Here is a 17643-nt window from a genome sequence, read left to right on the forward strand (position 1 = left end):
TGGCCGACAGGGTGATAGCAGTTAGGGATTTTGCCATGCTGCGATGCTGCGCGCTGATTGCAGCCTTGATCCTCGTGGTCCTCACGACTGTGCAGGCCTGCGCCGATCGAAGGGTTGCCCTTGTCATCGGCAATTCCGAATACCGCGAGATCCCGGCGCTCAAGAATCCCGACAAGGATGCCGAGGACGTGTCGAACACCTTCCGGCTGGCCGGCTTCGATGTGTTCGTCGCCAAGGACCTGACCAAGCTCCAGTTCGAGAAGGAGTTCCGCAATTATCTCTCGGCGGCCGACGGCGCCGATCTGGCGGTCGTCTACTATTCGGGCCACGGTTTTCAGATCGGCGGCGAGAATTTCCTGATCCCGGTCGACGCGTCGCTCAAGGATGCGGCCGATATCGAGGTCCAGGCGGTCAAGCTCGATGACGTCCTGCAGCAATTGCGCGCCAGATCGAAGATCCAGGTGATCATCCTCGACGCCTGCCGCAACAACCCGTTCCCGCGCAAGGATTATTGGCTGCGCGACCAGTTGATCGCGGCCGGCGGCACCGGCCTTGCGCAGGTGAAAAGCTCGCTGAACACGCTGATCGCCTTCGCCACGGAACCCGGCGCGGTCGCCTATGACGGCTCCGGCGATCTCAGCCCGTTTTCATCCGCCTTCTCCCGCCGCGCGCTGGCGCCGAACCAGGAGATACGCTCGGTGATGGCGGCCGTGCGCCGCGACGTGGTCGAGGCCACCAAGGGCGCGCAGGTTCCGTGGGAGAATTCCTCGCTGATCGACGACGTCGTGCTGATGCGCCGTGCCAGCCGGCCGGCTTTGCCGCCGGTGCTGGAGAAGACCGTGCCGTCGGGCGTCGGGCCTGTCGCGCTCGACCTGCCGGTACCGGTCGACGTCGATGGCGGGGCGGTCACCATCAGCATCGAAAGACCGCCGGCGCTGGGGCGTCTGATCCTGGACGGCAAGCCGGTCGCAACGGGTGAGCCGATAGAGGGCAAGGATTTGCCGCGGCTCGCGATGGACGTGCCGAAGGGCGCCGACGCAGAGGATCAGGTCGATATGCTGGCCTATGCCACGCATGACGAGTGGGGCGGCGGATCGCAAGGCATACTGGTGTTCCGGGTCAAGAACGGCGAGGGTGCCGCGGGCAAGCAACTCGTGGCTTCGCTCGAATCCGAGCAGAAGCAGGAAGTGGTGGAGCGCGGCATCCATATCGCCGGCGCCGCCGAGGCGATCGAGAACCGCGACGTCAAGATTCCGGTCGGCGTCGGCCCCGTGCCGCTGAAGCTGGATGTCCCGACCAAGGATCCAGGCGTCAGCCTGAAGCTCGCGAGCTATCCGGCAACCGGGACGCTGTCCCTGCCGGATCGGACCTTGTCGCCTCAATCGAGCCTGATGGCCGATGAAGTCGACCAATTGCGCTACGAACCGCAGATCGGCGCCGCAAAACCGTTGATCGTCGGCTTCGAAATCACGGCTGACAACGGGTCGTCGAAGCCGGCGACGATGAAACTCTCGCCAAGTGTCGATCCCTGCGACACGCAGGCAGGCGAACCCTTGGATCTGCAGGGCGTCGTCCCAGGCCTGTTGCCGAACGAGATCGGCGCCGGCGCGGTGGAGGCCTGCCGGGCGGCGGTGAAGGCCTATCCCGATGTCGCCCGCTTCCACTACGAACTCGGGCGGGCGCTGCTCGCCGCGGGCAAGGTCGACGAGGCGAAGAAGGCGATCCAGAAGGCTGCCGACAAAGGACACGTCCGCGCGGTGTTTGAGCTCGGGTACCTCAACGCGACCGGGACGGGCATGCCAGCCAACCGCAAGCAGGCCAACGCTTTCTACGCGGCGGCGTCCGACAAGGGCGACCCCTATGGCATGACCTCATGGGGCCGCGCCTTGTTCAACGGCTATGGCGTCGACCGCGATACCGGCAAGGGGCTTGACCTGCTGCTCAAGGCGGCGGCGATGGGCCATACCTATGCGATGAACGATCTCGCCGCGATCTTCACCGAGGGCCGCAACGGCGTGCCTGCGGATCCGGCGCGCGCCGTGGCATTCCTCAAGGCCGGCGTCGAGCGTCAGGACATGTATTCGATGAACCTGCTCGGTCGCAATTATCTCGCCGGCACCGGGGTCGAGAAGGACCCCAAGACAGCGCTCTCGTTGTTCCAGAAGTCGATGGATCTCGGCCAGCCTTATGCCCCCGGCAGCCTTGCACGCATGTACAGGGACGGAGTCGGCGTGCAGCAGGATTTGGCTGAAGCGCAAAGGCTGTTCGAGCTGGCGACCGACCGCGGTGATCAGTCGGCCGCGTATGATCGCGCGGCGCTGGAGATGCAAAGAGGCGACAAGGCGGACCAGGCGGTGGCCGTGCGCTACCTTGCCTTCGCGGCCGCGCTCGACCTTCGCAATGAAATTCCGGACGCAAGGACCACGCTGACGAAATTCGGGGCAAAGGCGAAGACAGCGGCTCTGAAACAGATGCGTGGCGAACTCAAATCGAAGATTTCGGCCGACGGCTCGTTGGACGATCAACTGGTCAAGACGGCCAGGGCGGTCTGGGAACAAGCCAATCCGCGCCGGGACTTGTTCTGATCACAAGGAGGCAATGTGGTGGGCTGGGCATCGAAACACGCAATCGTCGCAACATTTCTATCCGGTGCTCTCGCGCTCGCAGGGTGCACGACCGTGACGCCGACGGTCGAGCCGGCCCCGGCGGCGCAGCACAGAACGAAGGTCGTTCGCACGACGACCGCGCCAAAAGTGGTCAAGTCGAAGAAAGTCGTCACTAAGAAATTGATCAAACCGGTGGGAGCGACGCCTCAAACTCCGCCCCCCGTGATACCCGCTGCGGGCGGAGGGGGTGGCGGGAGCGGGGGCAGCAGTGGAGGTGGCGGCGGTTGGGGGGGCTGACACGCGGATCGCTGCGTTCGAATGATACGGCGCACTCAAGGCCGACGATTGCACGGTGATTGTCCTTACTTTGCTGCTCAATGCAGCCATAAGCGCTCGCCAAGCAAGGACAAGTGCTCTTTCCCGCCGCGTGCCGGTATCGAGATCGGGTTGTCCTGGCGGGGGGCGTTCCATGTTCGAAGTCGTCGCATTCTGGCAAAAACTGCGGGTCAAAGCCGCGGCTTTCGGCCTGATCCTTGCCGCGTTGTTGAGCCTGCTGGTCGCTGGATTGCAGACCGCGAGCGCCGCGCCCAACTGGACGCTCGATCCGTCCGCCTCGGTGCTCACCTACCAATCGGTCAAGAAGAACACGATAGATCAGGAACATCACCGGCAAGCTGTGATCCTTTTCGATCGCCTCCGTCGAGTTCGGTGACCCGGCGATCGACGGCAAGAGCATAGCCCAATCGATCAAGGGGGAACCGCTTTTCAGTCCGGTCGAAGGCCTCGACAAATCGGTCTGGCAAGGCAAGCACCTGCGACGGCTGTCACCAGTGGAACGAGACCCGCCTTGCGAGCAGGCGAAGAACTTCGCCGCCAACGACGTCTCCGTCCTGCGCCTGCAGCATCCGCTCGGCACCCGCTTCAAGGTCGCTTTGGCCAGGTGGGCGCAGGGTGGATGCAAATGACCCTGGATCAGAGGCATTCCGGTGCGGCGCCCTAGTGCGTTCTACCATTTCACGGAAACGGCGGAACGCCCTATACATTTGTTTTTTAAGCAATTCCGGACGGAAAACCGCTCACACTTTTCCTGGAATTGCCCTAGTAAGCGTCGATCGATTGGCGTTGCGCCTCCATCTCCACCATCTGGATGCCCATTTCGACGAAGGCGGAAAGCACGCCAAAGCGGTCCGCGGTCGAGACGCGCGCCAGCCCCGCCAGGATCCCGGCGTTGACGGCGTGGGCGGCGGGAAATCCGGTCGACAGCATGTCGAAGGTCGGGTCGCGCCACGCCGCCGACAGCGCGATCCATGCAGCCGGCGTCGCCGGCGACGGATCGACGGCGCTGCTGAGCGCCGCTCGATGACGGGGATTGCCGGGCTCGCCCACCCAGTCATTGACGAGCGCCAACAATTCGAGATCCCTTTCGGCGAGGAGCTCGGCGAGATTGCTCAGGCATTCATGCCCCCACCAGACCGCGGCGCGCTCGGGCAGGAGATAGGCACAGAACGTGACGGCTTCCTCCGGCACGCGCCCGGAAAGCAAAGCGCGGCAGAATTCCAACGGAGGTTGGGCGGCGGCCGGCGATTTCATGTCCCGGGCGATCGCGGGACAGGCAAGAAACAGATCCCTCGCCGTTCTGTATCCGAGTTCATTGGCCATGGCCGCCACACCCCGAGCACCGGCAGAACAACACTCAAGCCCGCGGCTGAGCGCCGGTCAAGCCTCCACCTTTATCAGGCGAAAGCCGCTGGCAACGTGCGCTTGTTCACAGACAATCGCTTCGGGATTTGATATAGTCCGCGCCAGCGAAAACCCGTTCAAACAGGCCCGTTCTAACAGGAGTGACGGTCATGCGGTGGGGCAGCTCAGCCTTGGCATTGGCGGCCGTGCTTTTTTCAACGCACGTTAACGCTGATCCGCTTCAGAAATCGGAAGACATCGTGAAGTTCTTCGCCGGCCAGGGTAGTCTTGGCGCGTCGCGCGGCATCTGCGTCGGCACCGAGGAAGAGTGCAAGAGCAAGACCGCGAAGAACGAGGCGCCGCCCCAGAAGGCCGGCCTCGACATGATGATCAATTTCGCCCTGGATTCGGCCCAGCTCGACCAGACCGCGCGCGCCGAGCTGGACGAGTTCGCCAAGGCGCTGAAGGACAACCGGCTGAGCACGTTCAACTTCGTCGTCGAAGGCCACACCGATGCGACCGGCACCGATCGCTACAATCAGGACCTGTCGCAGCGAAGGGCGCAATCGGTGGCCGCCTTCCTCGAAGCCAACGGCATTGAACCGGCGCGGCTCGAAGCGATCGGCCTCGGCAAGTCGCACCCGCGCGTCGCCAACCCCTACGATCCGGTCAACCGCCGGGTGGAAATGCGGATCAGGACGGAATAGGCCGCCGGCGCCGACCAGCTCATAGCGAAACGTTGATGCAAGCCCTGCCGATGGGCCGGGCTTGCATTCTCGATCAGTTCCTTGCGCGCCGCCACCGCAATATCAGCGCCGCCTTCATCGAACACATGGGCGCTGAGACCGTGGACACTGCCCGTCTCCGGTGGGGCCAGTTAGCTGATTTGGCAAGGTATGTCACCGGCAAGGATGCCGCGTTCACCCGCTTGTCTGGGACTGTCGGTGGCTCTTCGTGCTCGGCCCCTCAACCTTCGATACCGACCGAAGTCGGATGTTGCTGCGCAATGGTCTATCGGCTGAAACAAACCGTCGGCTATTTCATTTGCCATGTCAGACTGGCGAGCATCGTCCCTTCATCGTCAGTTGCGATTGCAAGAAGAAACACCCGCCGCGACCTGCGAAGCGGCGGGTGTTTCCTTGTCAGGAAATGCCCGCATGCAGCTTGGCGAAATCATTGCAAACCTGTTCGCCGCCCTGTTGCTGGCATGTGTTCTCGGGGTCGTTTTCTTTTTTGCCGCCCAGCCGATTTGGCCAGATCACCATAAGGGAAAGATGGTGATCCTCATGCCCGCCGACGCGATCACAACGGGATCGATCAAGGCGACTACACATCCGCATTTGCCCAACGTGGTCGACGGACATCTTGTACGGCCGAGGCCTCCACGGCATTAGAGAAATTCCAGGAAAGTGTGAGCGGTTCTCCGCCCGGACTTGCGTCAAAACAAGGAATAGGGCGTTTCGCGTTTCCATGAAACGGTGAAACGCACTGGACGGCGAAGCGATTTACCACTCGTTTACGATATTAGCGCAGCCTGATGTTCGGTCATGCTGGTACAGCGTCCATGCCCAATGAGCCCTGGCGCCGATCCCCCTCAGCGCTGGGGCTTTTTACGCATGATCCATTCGACCAGGTTGGGGTCGACGTAGTCGTCCCCGGTTACGATGCGAACCAGCTTCGTTGCGCGCGGCCGCCATTGTTCTTCAGGAACCTTATCCTCGTCGACCCAGCGCTTGAACGCTTCGCGCATGACGTCGAATTCGAAGTATGAACCGTTGTCGTTGGATTGCTTTTTGACCATGGCCGGCAACGCCGAATCCCCCGAAATGTTCCAGCCCGCCGCGCCGAAAAACACCATTGCTTGCTGAACCGAAAGGCCCCGGTTAGCCAGGTGCCTGCGTATCCTGGATAGAACCTATCAGCGCCGTTATCGCCTGCTTGTATTTTTCGAATTCCGGCGACGTCTGCCGGACTTCGGCGGTCGTCGTCGGCCGGCCCTGATCGGTCGCCATGCGCGGCAGTTTCTGCCCCATTTTCCGCTCGGCCCAATCGATCACATAGCTCGCGGTCTTGCCGGTGAGGAACGGGTTGGCCTGGATGACGGCCGACCCGAGTATGGCGTTCAGTTGCGTCGAGCCGGGCGCCGCCAGCACCTGGGCCGCGCCTTCCATGCCGAGGAAATGGCAAAGATAGAGCCGGCCGGCGGTGATCTGGTGGCCGCGGGCGCGCAGATAGGCTTCGCCTTCTCGCGCCAGGTTGCGCACCATTTCGCGCGACAGCGTCGCGTCGTAGCGGAGCGCCAAAAGGTCGGCGGTCGAAAGCGATCGGGCAAGGTCGGGCCGATAGGTGTTCATCATCCGGATCCAGGTCTTCGAGATGAACTGGCCGGCGCCGGTTGCCGAGGAAAGCGGATTCTTGGCGCGGGCGCTGCCGCCGCTTTCGACATGCACGATCCGGTCGGTCAGCGTCTCGACCGCGGCATCGCCGGTGCCGCCGGAACTGACGGAGACCGCGGTGGCGACCGCGGTGACCGTGCCCAGCGGGTCGATCGCCTCGCCGTTCTGGTAGAGCTCGAAATGCAAATGCGGTCCGGTCGAAAGCCCGGTGGTGCCGATATAGCCGATTACGTCGCCGGCCTTGACCTTGGTCCCGACGCCGCTGACGATGGCGAATTTCTGCATATGCGCATAACGCGTTTCGCGGCCGTTGGCATGCGTGATCTTCACCAGATTGCCGTAGCTGCCGCCATCGCCCTGGAAGGAGATCTCGCCGTCGAAGGCGGCCATCACCGGCGTGCCGACGGGCGCCGCCCAGTCGACGCCCTTATGGATCCGGACCGTGCCGAGGATCGGATGCTTGCGCGGCCCGAAGGTCGAGGTCATCACCCCGGCGACCGGCGTGACCATGCCGTTGGTGACGGTCAGCGAACGAACCTGATCGTCGCCGGTCACACAGGCATACTGGCCGTCGCTCTGCTGGAAGACGAAACAGTCGAGGCTCTTCTCCGCGCCCTGGACGCCGACATAGAGCACCCGCCCGGAAATCTCGCTTTGGCCGCGCGGCGTCTGCGAATAGATCAGCACCAGGCGCTGGTCCTCGCTGGCGAAGGCGTCGAGGTCCTGCCCGCGCGACAGATACATGATCGCCTCGCCGATGACGCTGGTCGGCACCTTGTTGCGCGCGGCCGTGGAATAGATCGCGTCGAGCAGGCGGTATTGCCGCTTCGGCCCGCCCTGGTCGGACGTGCCGGAATAGTTGAACAGATCCTCGCGGACCCAGGGATCGACGCCCGACACGAAGGCGCCGGCCGCATTGCGCGTCAGCGTGCCGACATAGACATTCTTGGCGTAGATCGAGACCTGCATCAGCGACATGGTCGTCGTCTCGCGGTTCGGCCGAAACCCGCGCATGGCCACCACGAAGCCGGACTCCAGCACGTCGCGATTGAAAAGCGTCTTCAGCGCCTCGCCGGCGAGCTTCGCGTCATCGGCGGAGAAGTGCGCGTCGAGCGCCACGCTGTCCAGGCTGCGGTCGTTGAGGATCTTCACGAAAGTGTCCTCGGTCGCCTCGAAGCGCCGATATTCGCTGGTGACGGTCGCAACGGTCGTGTTGTTCTCGATCGCGGTTTTCTTGAAGGCCGGGAGCGCCGCTTCCCCCTGATCGACGGTCTCGCCCCACCCGGCCTCGGGGTCGTCGGCGTCGGCCTTGGGCGCTGAACCGGCTTCGCTCTCGTCCGGCGCCGCCTGGAGGTCGTTCTCCAGGTCGCCTTGCGGATCGCCCTGTTGCTCGCCCGGCGCCGCGGCCGGCGCGGATGGGGCTGGTTGCGCATCGTCGGGCGCCGTTGACGAAGGCTTGGGAACGGCCTGCCGCTGCGCCTGGAAGAAGGCGAAATCCTCCTGCGTCGACGGGATGGTCGTCATGAACTTTTCGCTGGCGCTCAGCATCACGTCGGACAGGATTTCGATCTGCGGCGAGGCGCCTGAACTGTCGAGTTCGGCCGGGCGCGCCACGGTCTTGCCTCTCGTCGCGGTCTCCGCATCGGGCGCGAGCGTGATCCACATCGGATCGCCGGCGAGATCGATGATCGCCGGCACATAGACCGAGGCGTCGGGCGGCAAGTCTTCCATGCCTTCGACGGGATGCAGCTCTTCGTCCTCGTCGCCGAACGACCAATAGTCCTTGGTCAGGTAGAAGCCGGTGGCCGTGGCAAGGACGGCGAGCGTGGCAAGGCCTGCAAGCGTCCGGCGCCAGAGCCTGCGCCGGCGCTCGGCCAGGCGCGCCAGCTTCTTCTGTTTGAAGCTCGTATCGATTGAGTGCGTCACGGGCTGCTTCCGGTCAGGAAGTAGGTCCAGCGCACCTGCTCGAGCGTATCGACCTCGACGAAGCGCGCCGCGATATGGCCGCGCTGCCAGCACTCCTCGATGCCGCGGATCGAGAAGCGCCGCCGGTCGATGCACATCTCGGTCGACCCGTTGAGGATTGCGTGGCCGAAGACGTCCGTCGCGTAGAGGTAGATATAGCGGTTGGTCAGCTCCTCGCGGATGACGTTGACGCACTGGTTGGCGCCGATGGTCCACCAGCCGTCCGTCTGGTCGGCATTGTCGACTTTCTGTCCGACCGCGAGATTGACGACGTCGAGCGTCTGGTTGCAGACAGTGAATTCGGCATGCGCCTTGCCGGGAGAAAGGATCGAGAGCAACGCCGCGCCAAGCGCCGCAAGCGTCACGCGACCCGGCAAAAGCAACCGGAGCCGGCTACGCTGCCTGCGTGGCGAGGACTGACTCAAGATACGCGGGTGGCGAAGGTCCATCGGCGTTCATGCTATCCGCCAAGCCGGAAATAGGTGGCCGTGGCGGAGAACTGCGACCCGTCGGCCTCGATCTCCTCGAGGATCCTGGGCAACAGCTCCGAGGCCGGTGTCGGCCTGGAGAACATGGCGGCCTGGATGTCCTTGGGCCCGGTGATCACCAGCATGATCTGCGGCACCGCCTGGCCGGCTACCTTGTCCGGGGCGGCAAGGCCGATCGGGATGTTGAAAGTGACCTTGTCGGTTTGCGGTACCATGCGGTCGTCGAGGTTGAAGGCGACGCCCTTGTGATCGATCAGCATGATATTGGAGATCAGCCCGCCGCCCGTATAGAGCGCGCCGCTGACCGGCGAGCCGTCCGGGACAGATGTCCGATCCAGCACAAGCTGTGGCTTCGCAGCCGAGCTCCGGTCGAGGTAGCGAAGGAAAGTGGGCACGCCGCACTGGGGGAGCGTGATGAGGCGCACGCTGATGTCCGGCTCGACATGGAACTTCGTCTGGAAATCGCTGAGCAATTGTTCGAAGGGCTGCACCGCCGTTCCGTATCCCTCGATCGCGGGGGTGGCGCCAGGTCCCGACGTCACGTTCGCGTAGAAACAGCTGCCGCCGCTGAAATCGCGTACCCAGGAGCGTTGGTCGTTCCACTTGGCCGTGTCTTCTTCCAATGACGGGAGCGCCGGCTTGGGCACATTGATGGCGACATCGGTGTTGTTGGTCTGCTTGGTCGCTGGCGGCTGCGGTTGCTGCGCTGGCTGGGTTGGCGCGGTCGGGGTTTCCGGCTGGCTGGCTGTCGAGGTCTGCGCTTTCGGCTCGGCCGGCGGAGGGGCTGGCTGCGCCGATGCCTGGCTTTGCGAAGCCGGGGGCGGGGAAGCCGCCGGCTTGGGCAACTTGGAAAGCTTGTCCACGAGGTCTTTCACGCTGGGCTTGGCCGCCGGCGGATTAGCTTCCTGCGTTGGCTGGTTTTTTGCGGTCTGGGTCGGTTCTGGCGCCTTGGCCGCCGGCTCGCTTGCAGGCTGCGCCGGCTTCTGGCTTTCCGCTGCCTCCGGCGGGGGAGCCGGCGCAGGCGTCGGCGACTGTTGCGCCGGGAGTTGCACGGGTTTGGTCTCGATTTGTGGGAGATGCGCCTGGCTCTTGGCGTCGCTCTCCGGCCGGGTGGCTGGCGGCGTCGGCTGCTCGACCGGTGTCTTGACCTCCGCATCGGGTTGGGCGGATGGCTTTGCCGTCCCTATGGCGGCGCTGTCAGGTTTCGGCGCCTGCGGCTGAGGCGCGGCCGGAGCCTGGGTCTGAGGTTTCGGCGCCACCGGTTGCTGTGCTTCGGCCACTGGTTTGCCGGCGTCGGCGGCCGGCTTCGGCGTCAGCGGCTTGGATTTTTCCGTTACAGGCGGCAGCGCCAGGACGCCGCTGAAATAAAGGCCAGCAGCCGCCAGGACGGCAAGCGCAGCGACGCCGCCGGCGAAGGCGGGCATCCGGGAGGCCTTTTGCGGCTCAGCCGGTGCGGGCGCGCTGGCCGGCGGGGCAGTCGGCGCGGGCCGTGGCTCCGACAGATATGCTGGGCGCACATGCTCAACGAAGCGCGGCTTGCCTTGAGGCAAAGGCGGCTGCGGTTTGGTGTCCGGCAACGCCGTCCAGCCGGCGCGCGGCAGGCCGGAGCGCTCGCGCGCGCCAAACGGCACCGGCGGCGGCAATGTCGGCTCGAGATCCTCGCCGCGCGTCGCCCTGGCGATCTCGGCCATGCTGGCCGGCCGGTCGCGAGGATCCGGTTGCAGCATAGCTTCGATGAGCTCGCGGAAATCGGGATCGATATCCGACAGGTCCGGCACGCTCCGGCGCTTCTCGATGACCTCATATTGCGAGCCGCTCATGTCCAGCGGCTTTCCGCGCAGCGCCGCGGCTAGCACCAGCCCGAGGCTGTAGATATCGGATTGCTCGCTCACCTCGCCGCCATAGAGGCCGAGCTGTTCCGGCGAGACGTAATTGTATTTGCCGGCGAATTTGCCGCCGATCAGCGTTTCGCCGCCGACCGTCGCCGAACGCGCGATGCCGAAATCGATGATCTTGGCGCGCTCGACCCGCCCGCCGGGCAGGATGATGTTGTCCGGCGAGAGGTCGCGGTGGACGGCGCCCGCCTGATGCACGGCGCTCAAGCCCGAAGCGAGGCGATGGCAAAGCCGGCGCACATCCTCGCCCGGCATCGGCCCGCGCCGCATGATGTCGAACAGCGATTGGCCGTCCACGAACTCCATCGCAAGATAGGGTCGGCCGATCCCCGGATCGATCGTAAACACGTGGTAGCGCACCACCGCTTCGTGCGAGAGATGGTTGAGGATCGATGCTTCCTTGCGGAACAGCGACAGGATCGTCTGGTCGCGGGCGAATTCGGGCAGCACGATCTTGATCGCCACATGATCGCCTGTCTGGATGTTGTGGCCGCGATAGACCTCGCCCATGCCGCCGGAGGCGATCCTCTCGTCGAGCTCATAAATGCCGCTGAGCTGCGTGCCGACCCCGGCATGTGTGACATTCGCCGCGATCCGCGTCTTGTCGTCGTCGCTCATCTGGCCACGGCCTCCGCTCCGGACCGATCCGAATGGTGCGCGCCGCTGTGCCCGCTGCCGATCTTCACGAGTACGATGGTCACATTGTCGGTACCGCCGCGCGCGAGCACCGTATCCAAGAGGTTCTGGCATGCCGTGCGCGGCGTGGCGGACCTGACCGCGGCCTCGATCTCGGCGTCGCTGACATGCGCGGTCAGCCCGTCGGTGCCGAGGACGAAGATGTCGCCCGCCATCAGCTCGCCCTGCTGGAAATCGATCTCGAGCTCGTCGCTGACGCCGACCGCATGCGTGATCACATTGCGGCGCGGCCAGTTGCGCGCCTCCTCAGCACTGATCATGCCGCGGTCGAGCAATTCCTGCACCTCGGTGTGATCCTTCGAAACCTGGAAGATCGAGCCGTTGCGCACGAGATAGATGCGGCTGTCGCCGGCCCACAGGCAGGCGAAGCGCCCATCCATGGCAAGCAAGGCGGCGAAAGTGGAGCCGATGGTGATGCCGCGCGAGCGCGATATATCGCGGATCTCGGCGTTGGCACGGCTGAGCCGGTCCTCGAAGCGGGCGCGAAGGTCCGGTGCCGAGCTCGCGATGCCGATCGTCGCCAGGTGGTCGACGATGCTGGCCGAGGCGACTTCGCCGGCTTCATGCCCGCCCATACCGTCGGCCACGACCCAGAGCCCGGTCTGCGGTTCGATGAGGTAGTTGTCCTCGTTGTGATCGCGCACGCAGCCCTGGTGGCTCACGCCGAAGCTGTCGATGGGGAAAGCGACAGTGCTCAATTTGCCACCAAACGCTCAGCCGGCGTCCTCTGTGACCAGCCATGGGCCGCGTGCCCACGCCACTCTGCCATAAGCGTGTACATTAGAGTACCGAAATGAAGGCTGGAGCCGACCATCTCAGAACGCCTTCGGACAGCTGAAGCCGGACAAGGCGGGCAGCAACAAGGGATTGGCCCCCGAGCCGGCCTGGATCGTGTAGGCGACATCGCGTCCGCCGATTACGAAACGCGCCTCGGTGCTGGCGCCGTCGCCGGTGACGGTCGCCTTGTCGAAAAGCCGCTTCAACGCCCACGGCCCTTCGAATTTGAGCGCGGACTCGCGTCCAGGCATTTCCGGCAGGAGGCTGAGGCTCGCCGATCCGGAAGCGGCGCCGCTCGGCCATGTCACGATGCTCGGCGCGTTGCCGGCCTGCGCGCTCTGGACCGTCTGGCCGTCGACGTCGAGCACGGCGCTGTCGACTTCGCTGTTCACCGAAGTGGGGGTGATGGTGATCGAGACCGAGGGCACCGAGCCGCCGGAAGGGAAGAAGGCGCTTCGGATTTCCGCCGCAGCCTGGAACGCCTTCAAGGTCGACTTGGCCAGGTCGCGGCTGGAGCGCGCGTCCGGCTTCCAGGTCCATTCCTGGCCGGTCATGTCGATCAGCGGCGCAAGGTTCTGCGCGAAGAAACGGTCCATCAGGCCGCCCGGCGCGAACAGCTTGGTGAAATCCGCCATCGAGATCTCGTCCGTGCTGTCGCGGGTGAAGGGATAGCGGCCGTTGACCGCCTCCTCGCAGGCGCGCGTCACCGTCTGGTCGAGGCTCTGGTTGAGGTTGGCAACGGAAGTTTCGGCGACATTGCCTTCGAGCTCGTCCGCCGCCGCGTTGACCATGCGCGCCAGCGGCTTGGGCAAGCGCGAGACATTGGCGCGCAAGGTCGAGATCTGCAGCTGCAGATTGGCGTTGACGCGTTCGCTCTGCGTGGGGACATCGGCCGCGAGCTTCAGGCTCTGGAAGATGTCGTGGAAGTTCTGCATCAGCGCATCGAGCGGCCGGCGCCCGGGATTGCCGCTGACCAATGCCTGGAACGAGCGGAACTGCGCCTCGACGCCCGCGCCGGCATTCTGCGCAACGGCCGAGCTTGCGCCGGCGCGGCTCTGCGACTTGCCGCCGGCGATCTGCAGGCCGATGCGGGCGAGGCCCTTGGCCATGCTGGCGGGATCCTGCTGCGCCGTGCCGGTATCGCCTTCGGCGGAGTCGTCCTTGGTCAACGCGGTTTCATCGGCGATTGCGGTGAAGAGCTTGTCGAGAGGCGAGTCCGGAGCGGCGAGGGCGGAGAGTGCCAGATATTGCGGCTTGTCCTTCAGCATCGCCTTGAGCTTCAGTTGGTCGAGCACCCCGTTCCAAGCGCCGGCGAATTCCTTGCCATAGCGATCGATGAGCTCCGGGCCGAGCCTGGGCAGGTCCTGGTCGATGCCGCCCTGTTCGCCGCCGCCGCCGAGCACCCACTGGTCGTCGACGAGCATCTGCGCGATGCGCGAGAGCTGCGGCAGGAGGAAGCGGTTGAAACCGGCGCGCGTGTAAAGGCCGGGGACCTGAAGATCGGCGAGCTCGCTGCCATCCGTGCGCTCGAACAGCAGCTGCGCCTCCGGACCGGCTTTCGCGGCGATGGAGAAATCCTGCAGCCTTGCCGCGTAGACCGCCGACTTGATCTGTGCCGAGGCACGGTCCGCGAGGCTCATGCGTCCGAGCGAGCGCTGCGCGGCCTCGACCAGCGGCTGGTTGAGCGCGAAGGTCGGATCGTAGGCGTCGTCGAGCGAAAGCATGGCGCGCAGATGCTTTTCGAGCTGCGCGCGGCCTTCGCGGTTGTTCTCGCCTGGGTACCGGTTCTCCTCCCAGTCCTGCTTCATCCATGAGACGATCAGCTCGTCGTCGACCTTCGGCGCCTTGCCGCCCAGCATCAGGTAGATCTTGAGCGGCTCGTAGAGCGCGACCGGATCGGCCATCCTGGCCTGGATCGTCCGTTCGGCCTGCACCAGCAGCCGGGAGCGGAAGGTTCGTTCCAGCGCCTGCCGGTACGCGGCCTTGGAGGCCGACAGCAGCCTTTCCCGCTGGCTGAGCCCGAACATCTCCTCGATCGGCTTTCCCTGGTCGCCGTTTTCGAAGCCGGCCGGCAGGTTGCGCAACTGGTCGAGCGGACCGATGACATTTTCGAGGTCGACGTCGGTCACTGTCGTGCTCTTGAGTAGGCTATCGGCGCTGTCGCGATAATGCGCCATGGCCTGCCTTGTAGAGGCGATCAGCTGCTTGTTGGCGAAGAAGCTGAGGCCAAGCACGCCGAGCGCCGCCACGGCTGCCAGCGCGATCGCGGCCAGGCTGCCGAACCTTGCGAGCCGGACGCGGCGTTCGGCCGCCCGGTCGAAGGACACCCAGCCCGATTCCGGGAAGATCACTTTGGTCAGCAGGTCGTGCAGGAAGAAGCTTTTGCCGGAGCCGGAGAGATGCGCTTGCGAAGCACTGCCGAAACTGCGGCCGATCGCGCCCAGCACCTGGTCGAAGGGCGTGCCTTCCTGGGTGCCCGACGAGAAATAGAGCCCGCGCAGGCTGACATTGACCTGGCTGCGCGAGGTGTCGAACAGGCTGCCGACGAACTGCATTATGCGGTCCTTCAGCGCGCCGAACTGGGCAGGAAAACCGAACAGCGCGATCCGCGCCACCGGGTCTGGTTCTTCCTGCAGGCGGTCGGCGATTTCTTCGGCGAGCCGCTTGGCCAGCCCGTCGAATTCCGCCGGCGCTTCGCCGGCCATGTTTTTGGTGCGGTCGGCGGTCTGGAATGTCGCGCCCCATACCTTGCGTCTGCGCGCCTCGTCGAAATCGCCGAAATAATCCATGAAACCGGAGACGAGATCGGCCTTGGTGAAGAGCAGATAGACCGGGAACTGGATCTTCAGCGTCTCGTGCAATTCGCGCAGGCGGCTTCTGATCTCGGTGACATGCGCGTCGAGCTGCCGGTCGTCGAAACCGATCAGGTCGGCAAGGCTGATGGCGAGGATGACGCCATTGATCGGCTGCCGGGTGCGGTGTTTCTTGAGCAGTCCCAGGAAGGCAAGCCAGCTCGCCTTGTCGCGCTCGCGGTCCGACTCGTGCGTGGTGTAGCGGCCGGCCGTATCGATCAGCACCGCCTCGTCGGTGAACCACCAGTCGCAGGACCGCGTGCCGCCGACGCCGGCCACCGGCTGCGTGTTGCCGGAGCCGGCAAGCGGGAACTTCAGCCCGGAATTGACCAGCGCGGTCGTCTTGCCGGCGCCTGGCGGGCCGATGATGATGTACCAGGGGATGTCATAGAGGAAATTGCGCTTGCCGCTCGTCCGCTTCAGCGCCGCGATGGCTTCGCTCATGCGCGCTTCCAGTACCTGGGAATCGTCGTTGCGATCGTCGCCGCGCACAATTGCCGTTTCGAGCGCCTTTTGGGCTTTGCGCCGCCACCAGAAGCGGAGCCCGTAAAACGTCGCGAGCACCGCAACGGTGGCGCCGATGATCGTGGCCCTGAGCCACACGGGCCCAAGCGGGTGCATATCGGCAAAGCGGATCAACGGCCCGGCATACCAGACCGCCGCCGAGAAACCGGCGAGCGCAACCAAGCTGAAGATCCGCAGCAACCAGCGCATCAGCCGCCGTTCTCCGCGCTGGTCTGCAGGGTCTCCTGTTTCGGGATCATCACGTCGACGCGGCGGTTCTTGGCGCGGCCGTCCGCCGTGCCATTGTCGGCGATCGGCTCGTCCTCGCCCTTGCCGTCGGCACTGAGGCGCGTCGGGTCCTTCAATTGCATGGCCATCATCGCCTGGACGGCCTTGGCGCGAGCGACGGAAAGATCGAAATTCGATTTGAACGTGCTCGACTTCTTCGGCTTCACATTGTCGGTGTGACCGACGATCCGGATCGGCCCGGGTTCAGCGTCGAGCGCCGTGGCGATGTCGGCGGCGACCGGCTGGAACTGTGGCTTCAGTTCCGCCTGGCCGGATGCGAACAAGAGCTGGTTGTTGATCTCGACGACGATGAATTCGCCCTTCTCGCCGACGCTCAGCCCGCCGCCGGCGATCGCCTTGGCAAGCGTGGCGCGGATGCGGTCGATCTGGGCGGTATCTGGGACCGCGGGCGGTGGCGGGCTGGCTTGCGCCGGCTCAGTGGGCGCCGCCACGCTGGCGCGTTCGATGGTAACGGGCGTCGAGGGATTGAGCGCCAGCAATTCACCGGCGGTCGCGTCGCCTTCGTCGGTGATCAGCACCCGCAATCCGAAGAAGGCCGCTGTCACCAGCGTCGCCGCGGCGGCCGCCACCGCCCAGAGCGGCAGCCGCGCCCTTGGCTTCGGCAACGCCGCCGCCATGCCTTGCCAGCGCGGCGAGACGTCGTCGCCAGCGCGCGGCTTGAAATAACGCAGTGTGTCGTAGACGTCGCGCCGGACGTGTTCGAGCATGTTTCGCTCTTTGGCCAGCCCGCGATACTGGCCCTCAAAACCCAGTGACAGGCAGGCATGCATCAGCTCGAGCAGGTCGTAATGCGCTTCCGGCCTGGCAAGAATATTGTTGAGCGCCTCGTAGAAGCCGGCGCCGGTCGGTTGAGTGTGGAAGACCTGCGCAACCAGGCTATGCTGAAGCCAGCCGTCCTTGCCCGGCCATGGCAGATTGCCGACAAGATCGTCGGCGGTTTCGCAAAGGGCGAATTTGGCGATCCGCGCGTCTTCCTCGGCTACGCCGGCTTTGGCAATCGCGCGGTCGAAGGTCTCGATCGCGTCGGCGATACGCTCCGCCAGGGTCGCTGCTTGCCGTTCGATCGGCATCAGCCGCAATTGGCCGAAGAGCATCAGCAGCGGCGCCGCGGCGGCTAGGATCGGATTGGCCGCGGCATATCGCACGCCGCCGGCGGCGTCGAGCAGGGCATCCTGCTGCACCCCCGGCGCCGCATTCGCGGCCGCTCCCGGGGTCGGCTCCTGGAAGAGCACGGTTCCGGACGACCACCCTGTTGGCATCTGCCGGCCACCGCCGGGGTCGAACACTGTCGCTTCGCGGGAAGGCGATGGAGCAGGCCGTGCGCCTTCGGGACTGGACCTCTCGGGAACCGCAAGCGGCCTCTGCTTCGGCCGGGATGCGCGGATGACGGTTTTATCCGCAGGCTTGGAGGGATCGTCCTTCGAACTCATTGGCGACGATCCATCGTCGCGGCGCGACAAACATGCCTTCGCCAT

12 protein-coding genes are annotated in these 17643 nt (G+C 64.9%); 4 read left to right on the top strand and 8 right to left on the bottom strand.

Going from position 1 to position 17643, the window contains the following annotated elements; genetic code table 11:
- Window positions 1–35: 35 nt before the first annotated feature.
- On the top strand, window positions 36–2585 hold the full coding sequence (locus ACVMIM_RS08450; RefSeq protein ID WP_476111560.1) for a caspase family protein: 2550 nt from the start codon (window positions 36–38) through the stop codon (window positions 2583–2585).
- Window positions 2586–3075: 490 nt separating this feature from the next.
- The gene (locus ACVMIM_RS08455) at window positions 3076–3318 is read left to right on the top strand and encodes a hypothetical protein (protein WP_476111561.1); all 243 of its coding nucleotides are present in this window, start codon (window positions 3076–3078) and stop codon (window positions 3316–3318) included.
- 386 nt (window positions 3319–3704) lie between these two features.
- Here the strand turns inward: ACVMIM_RS08455 and ACVMIM_RS08460 are convergent, their stop codons facing one another.
- Window positions 3705–4196: a DUF6931 family protein gene (locus ACVMIM_RS08460; protein WP_476111562.1), complete on the bottom strand. Its 492-nt coding sequence runs from the start codon at window positions 4194–4196 to the stop codon at window positions 3705–3707.
- 260 nt (window positions 4197–4456) lie between these two features.
- On the opposite strand from ACVMIM_RS08460, the gene ACVMIM_RS08465 reads away from it, so the two are divergent.
- Both ACVMIM_RS08465 and ACVMIM_RS08470 read left to right on the top strand, forming a co-directional pair.
- Complete coding sequence (locus ACVMIM_RS08465; RefSeq protein ID WP_040994244.1) at window positions 4457–4993, top strand: OmpA family protein; 537 nt, start codon at window positions 4457–4459, stop codon at window positions 4991–4993.
- A gap of 450 nt (window positions 4994–5443) precedes the next feature.
- A complete protein-coding gene (locus ACVMIM_RS08470) occupies window positions 5444–5680 on the top strand; it encodes a polymerase (protein ID WP_476111563.1) in 237 nt (78 codons plus the stop codon).
- Between the two features lie 200 nt (window positions 5681–5880).
- Here the strand turns inward: ACVMIM_RS08470 and ACVMIM_RS08475 are convergent, their stop codons facing one another.
- The 7 genes from ACVMIM_RS08475 to tssL form a co-directional block, all read right to left on the bottom strand.
- Window positions 5881–6144: a hypothetical protein gene (locus ACVMIM_RS08475; RefSeq protein ID WP_476111564.1), complete on the bottom strand. Its 264-nt coding sequence runs from the start codon at window positions 6142–6144 to the stop codon at window positions 5881–5883.
- A 25-nt stretch (window positions 6145–6169) separates the two neighbouring features.
- Complete coding sequence (locus ACVMIM_RS08480; RefSeq protein ID WP_476111565.1) at window positions 6170–8608, bottom strand: M23 family metallopeptidase; 2439 nt, start codon at window positions 8606–8608, stop codon at window positions 6170–6172.
- Window positions 8605–9096 (bottom strand): DUF1036 domain-containing protein, encoded by a 492-nt coding sequence (locus ACVMIM_RS08485; RefSeq protein WP_476111566.1) that lies wholly within the window; start codon window positions 9094–9096, stop codon window positions 8605–8607. The genes ACVMIM_RS08480 and ACVMIM_RS08485 overlap by 4 nt, the downstream gene beginning before the upstream one ends.
- An 11-nt stretch (window positions 9097–9107) precedes the next feature.
- Complete coding sequence (locus ACVMIM_RS08490; RefSeq protein ID WP_476111567.1) at window positions 9108–11648, bottom strand: serine/threonine-protein kinase; 2541 nt, start codon at window positions 11646–11648, stop codon at window positions 9108–9110.
- The gene (locus ACVMIM_RS08495) at window positions 11645–12424 is read right to left on the bottom strand and encodes a PP2C family protein-serine/threonine phosphatase (protein ID WP_476111568.1); all 780 of its coding nucleotides are present in this window, start codon (window positions 12422–12424) and stop codon (window positions 11645–11647) included. Before ACVMIM_RS08495 ends, ACVMIM_RS08490 begins: the two co-directional genes overlap by 4 nt.
- A gap of 117 nt (window positions 12425–12541) precedes the next feature.
- Complete coding sequence (gene tssM / locus ACVMIM_RS08500) at window positions 12542–16069, bottom strand: type VI secretion system membrane subunit TssM (RefSeq protein ID WP_476111569.1); 3528 nt, start codon at window positions 16067–16069, stop codon at window positions 12542–12544.
- A complete protein-coding gene (tssL, locus tag ACVMIM_RS08505; RefSeq protein WP_476111570.1) occupies window positions 16069–17598 on the bottom strand; it encodes a type VI secretion system protein TssL, long form in 1530 nt (509 codons plus the stop codon). Before tssL ends, tssM begins: the two co-directional genes overlap by 1 nt.
- Window positions 17599–17643: the final 45 nt, after the last annotated feature.

Source organism: Mesorhizobium sp. USDA 4413 (assembly GCF_056280365.1).

Coding starts and splice junctions, on each gene's coding strand:
- ACVMIM_RS08450 (WP_476111560.1), top strand. CDS start 36: ATGCTGCGATGCTGCGCGCTGATTGCAGCCTTGATCCTCGTGGTCCTC.
- ACVMIM_RS08455 (WP_476111561.1), top strand. CDS start 3,076: ATGTTCGAAGTCGTCGCATTCTGGCAAAAACTGCGGGTCAAAGCCGCG.
- ACVMIM_RS08460 (WP_476111562.1), bottom strand. CDS start 4,196: ATGAAATCGCCGGCCGCCGCCCAACCTCCGTTGGAATTCTGCCGCGCT.
- ACVMIM_RS08465 (WP_040994244.1), top strand. CDS start 4,457: ATGCGGTGGGGCAGCTCAGCCTTGGCATTGGCGGCCGTGCTTTTTTCA.
- ACVMIM_RS08470 (WP_476111563.1), top strand. CDS start 5,444: ATGCAGCTTGGCGAAATCATTGCAAACCTGTTCGCCGCCCTGTTGCTG.
- ACVMIM_RS08475 (WP_476111564.1), bottom strand. CDS start 6,144: ATGGTGTTTTTCGGCGCGGCGGGCTGGAACATTTCGGGGGATTCGGCG.
- ACVMIM_RS08485 (WP_476111566.1), bottom strand. CDS start 9,096: ATGGACCTTCGCCACCCGCGTATCTTGAGTCAGTCCTCGCCACGCAGG.
- ACVMIM_RS08490 (WP_476111567.1), bottom strand. CDS start 11,648: ATGAGCGACGACGACAAGACGCGGATCGCGGCGAATGTCACACATGCC.
- tssM (WP_476111569.1), bottom strand. CDS start 16,069: ATGCGCTGGTTGCTGCGGATCTTCAGCTTGGTTGCGCTCGCCGGTTTC.
- tssL (WP_476111570.1), bottom strand. CDS start 17,598: ATGAGTTCGAAGGACGATCCCTCCAAGCCTGCGGATAAAACCGTCATC.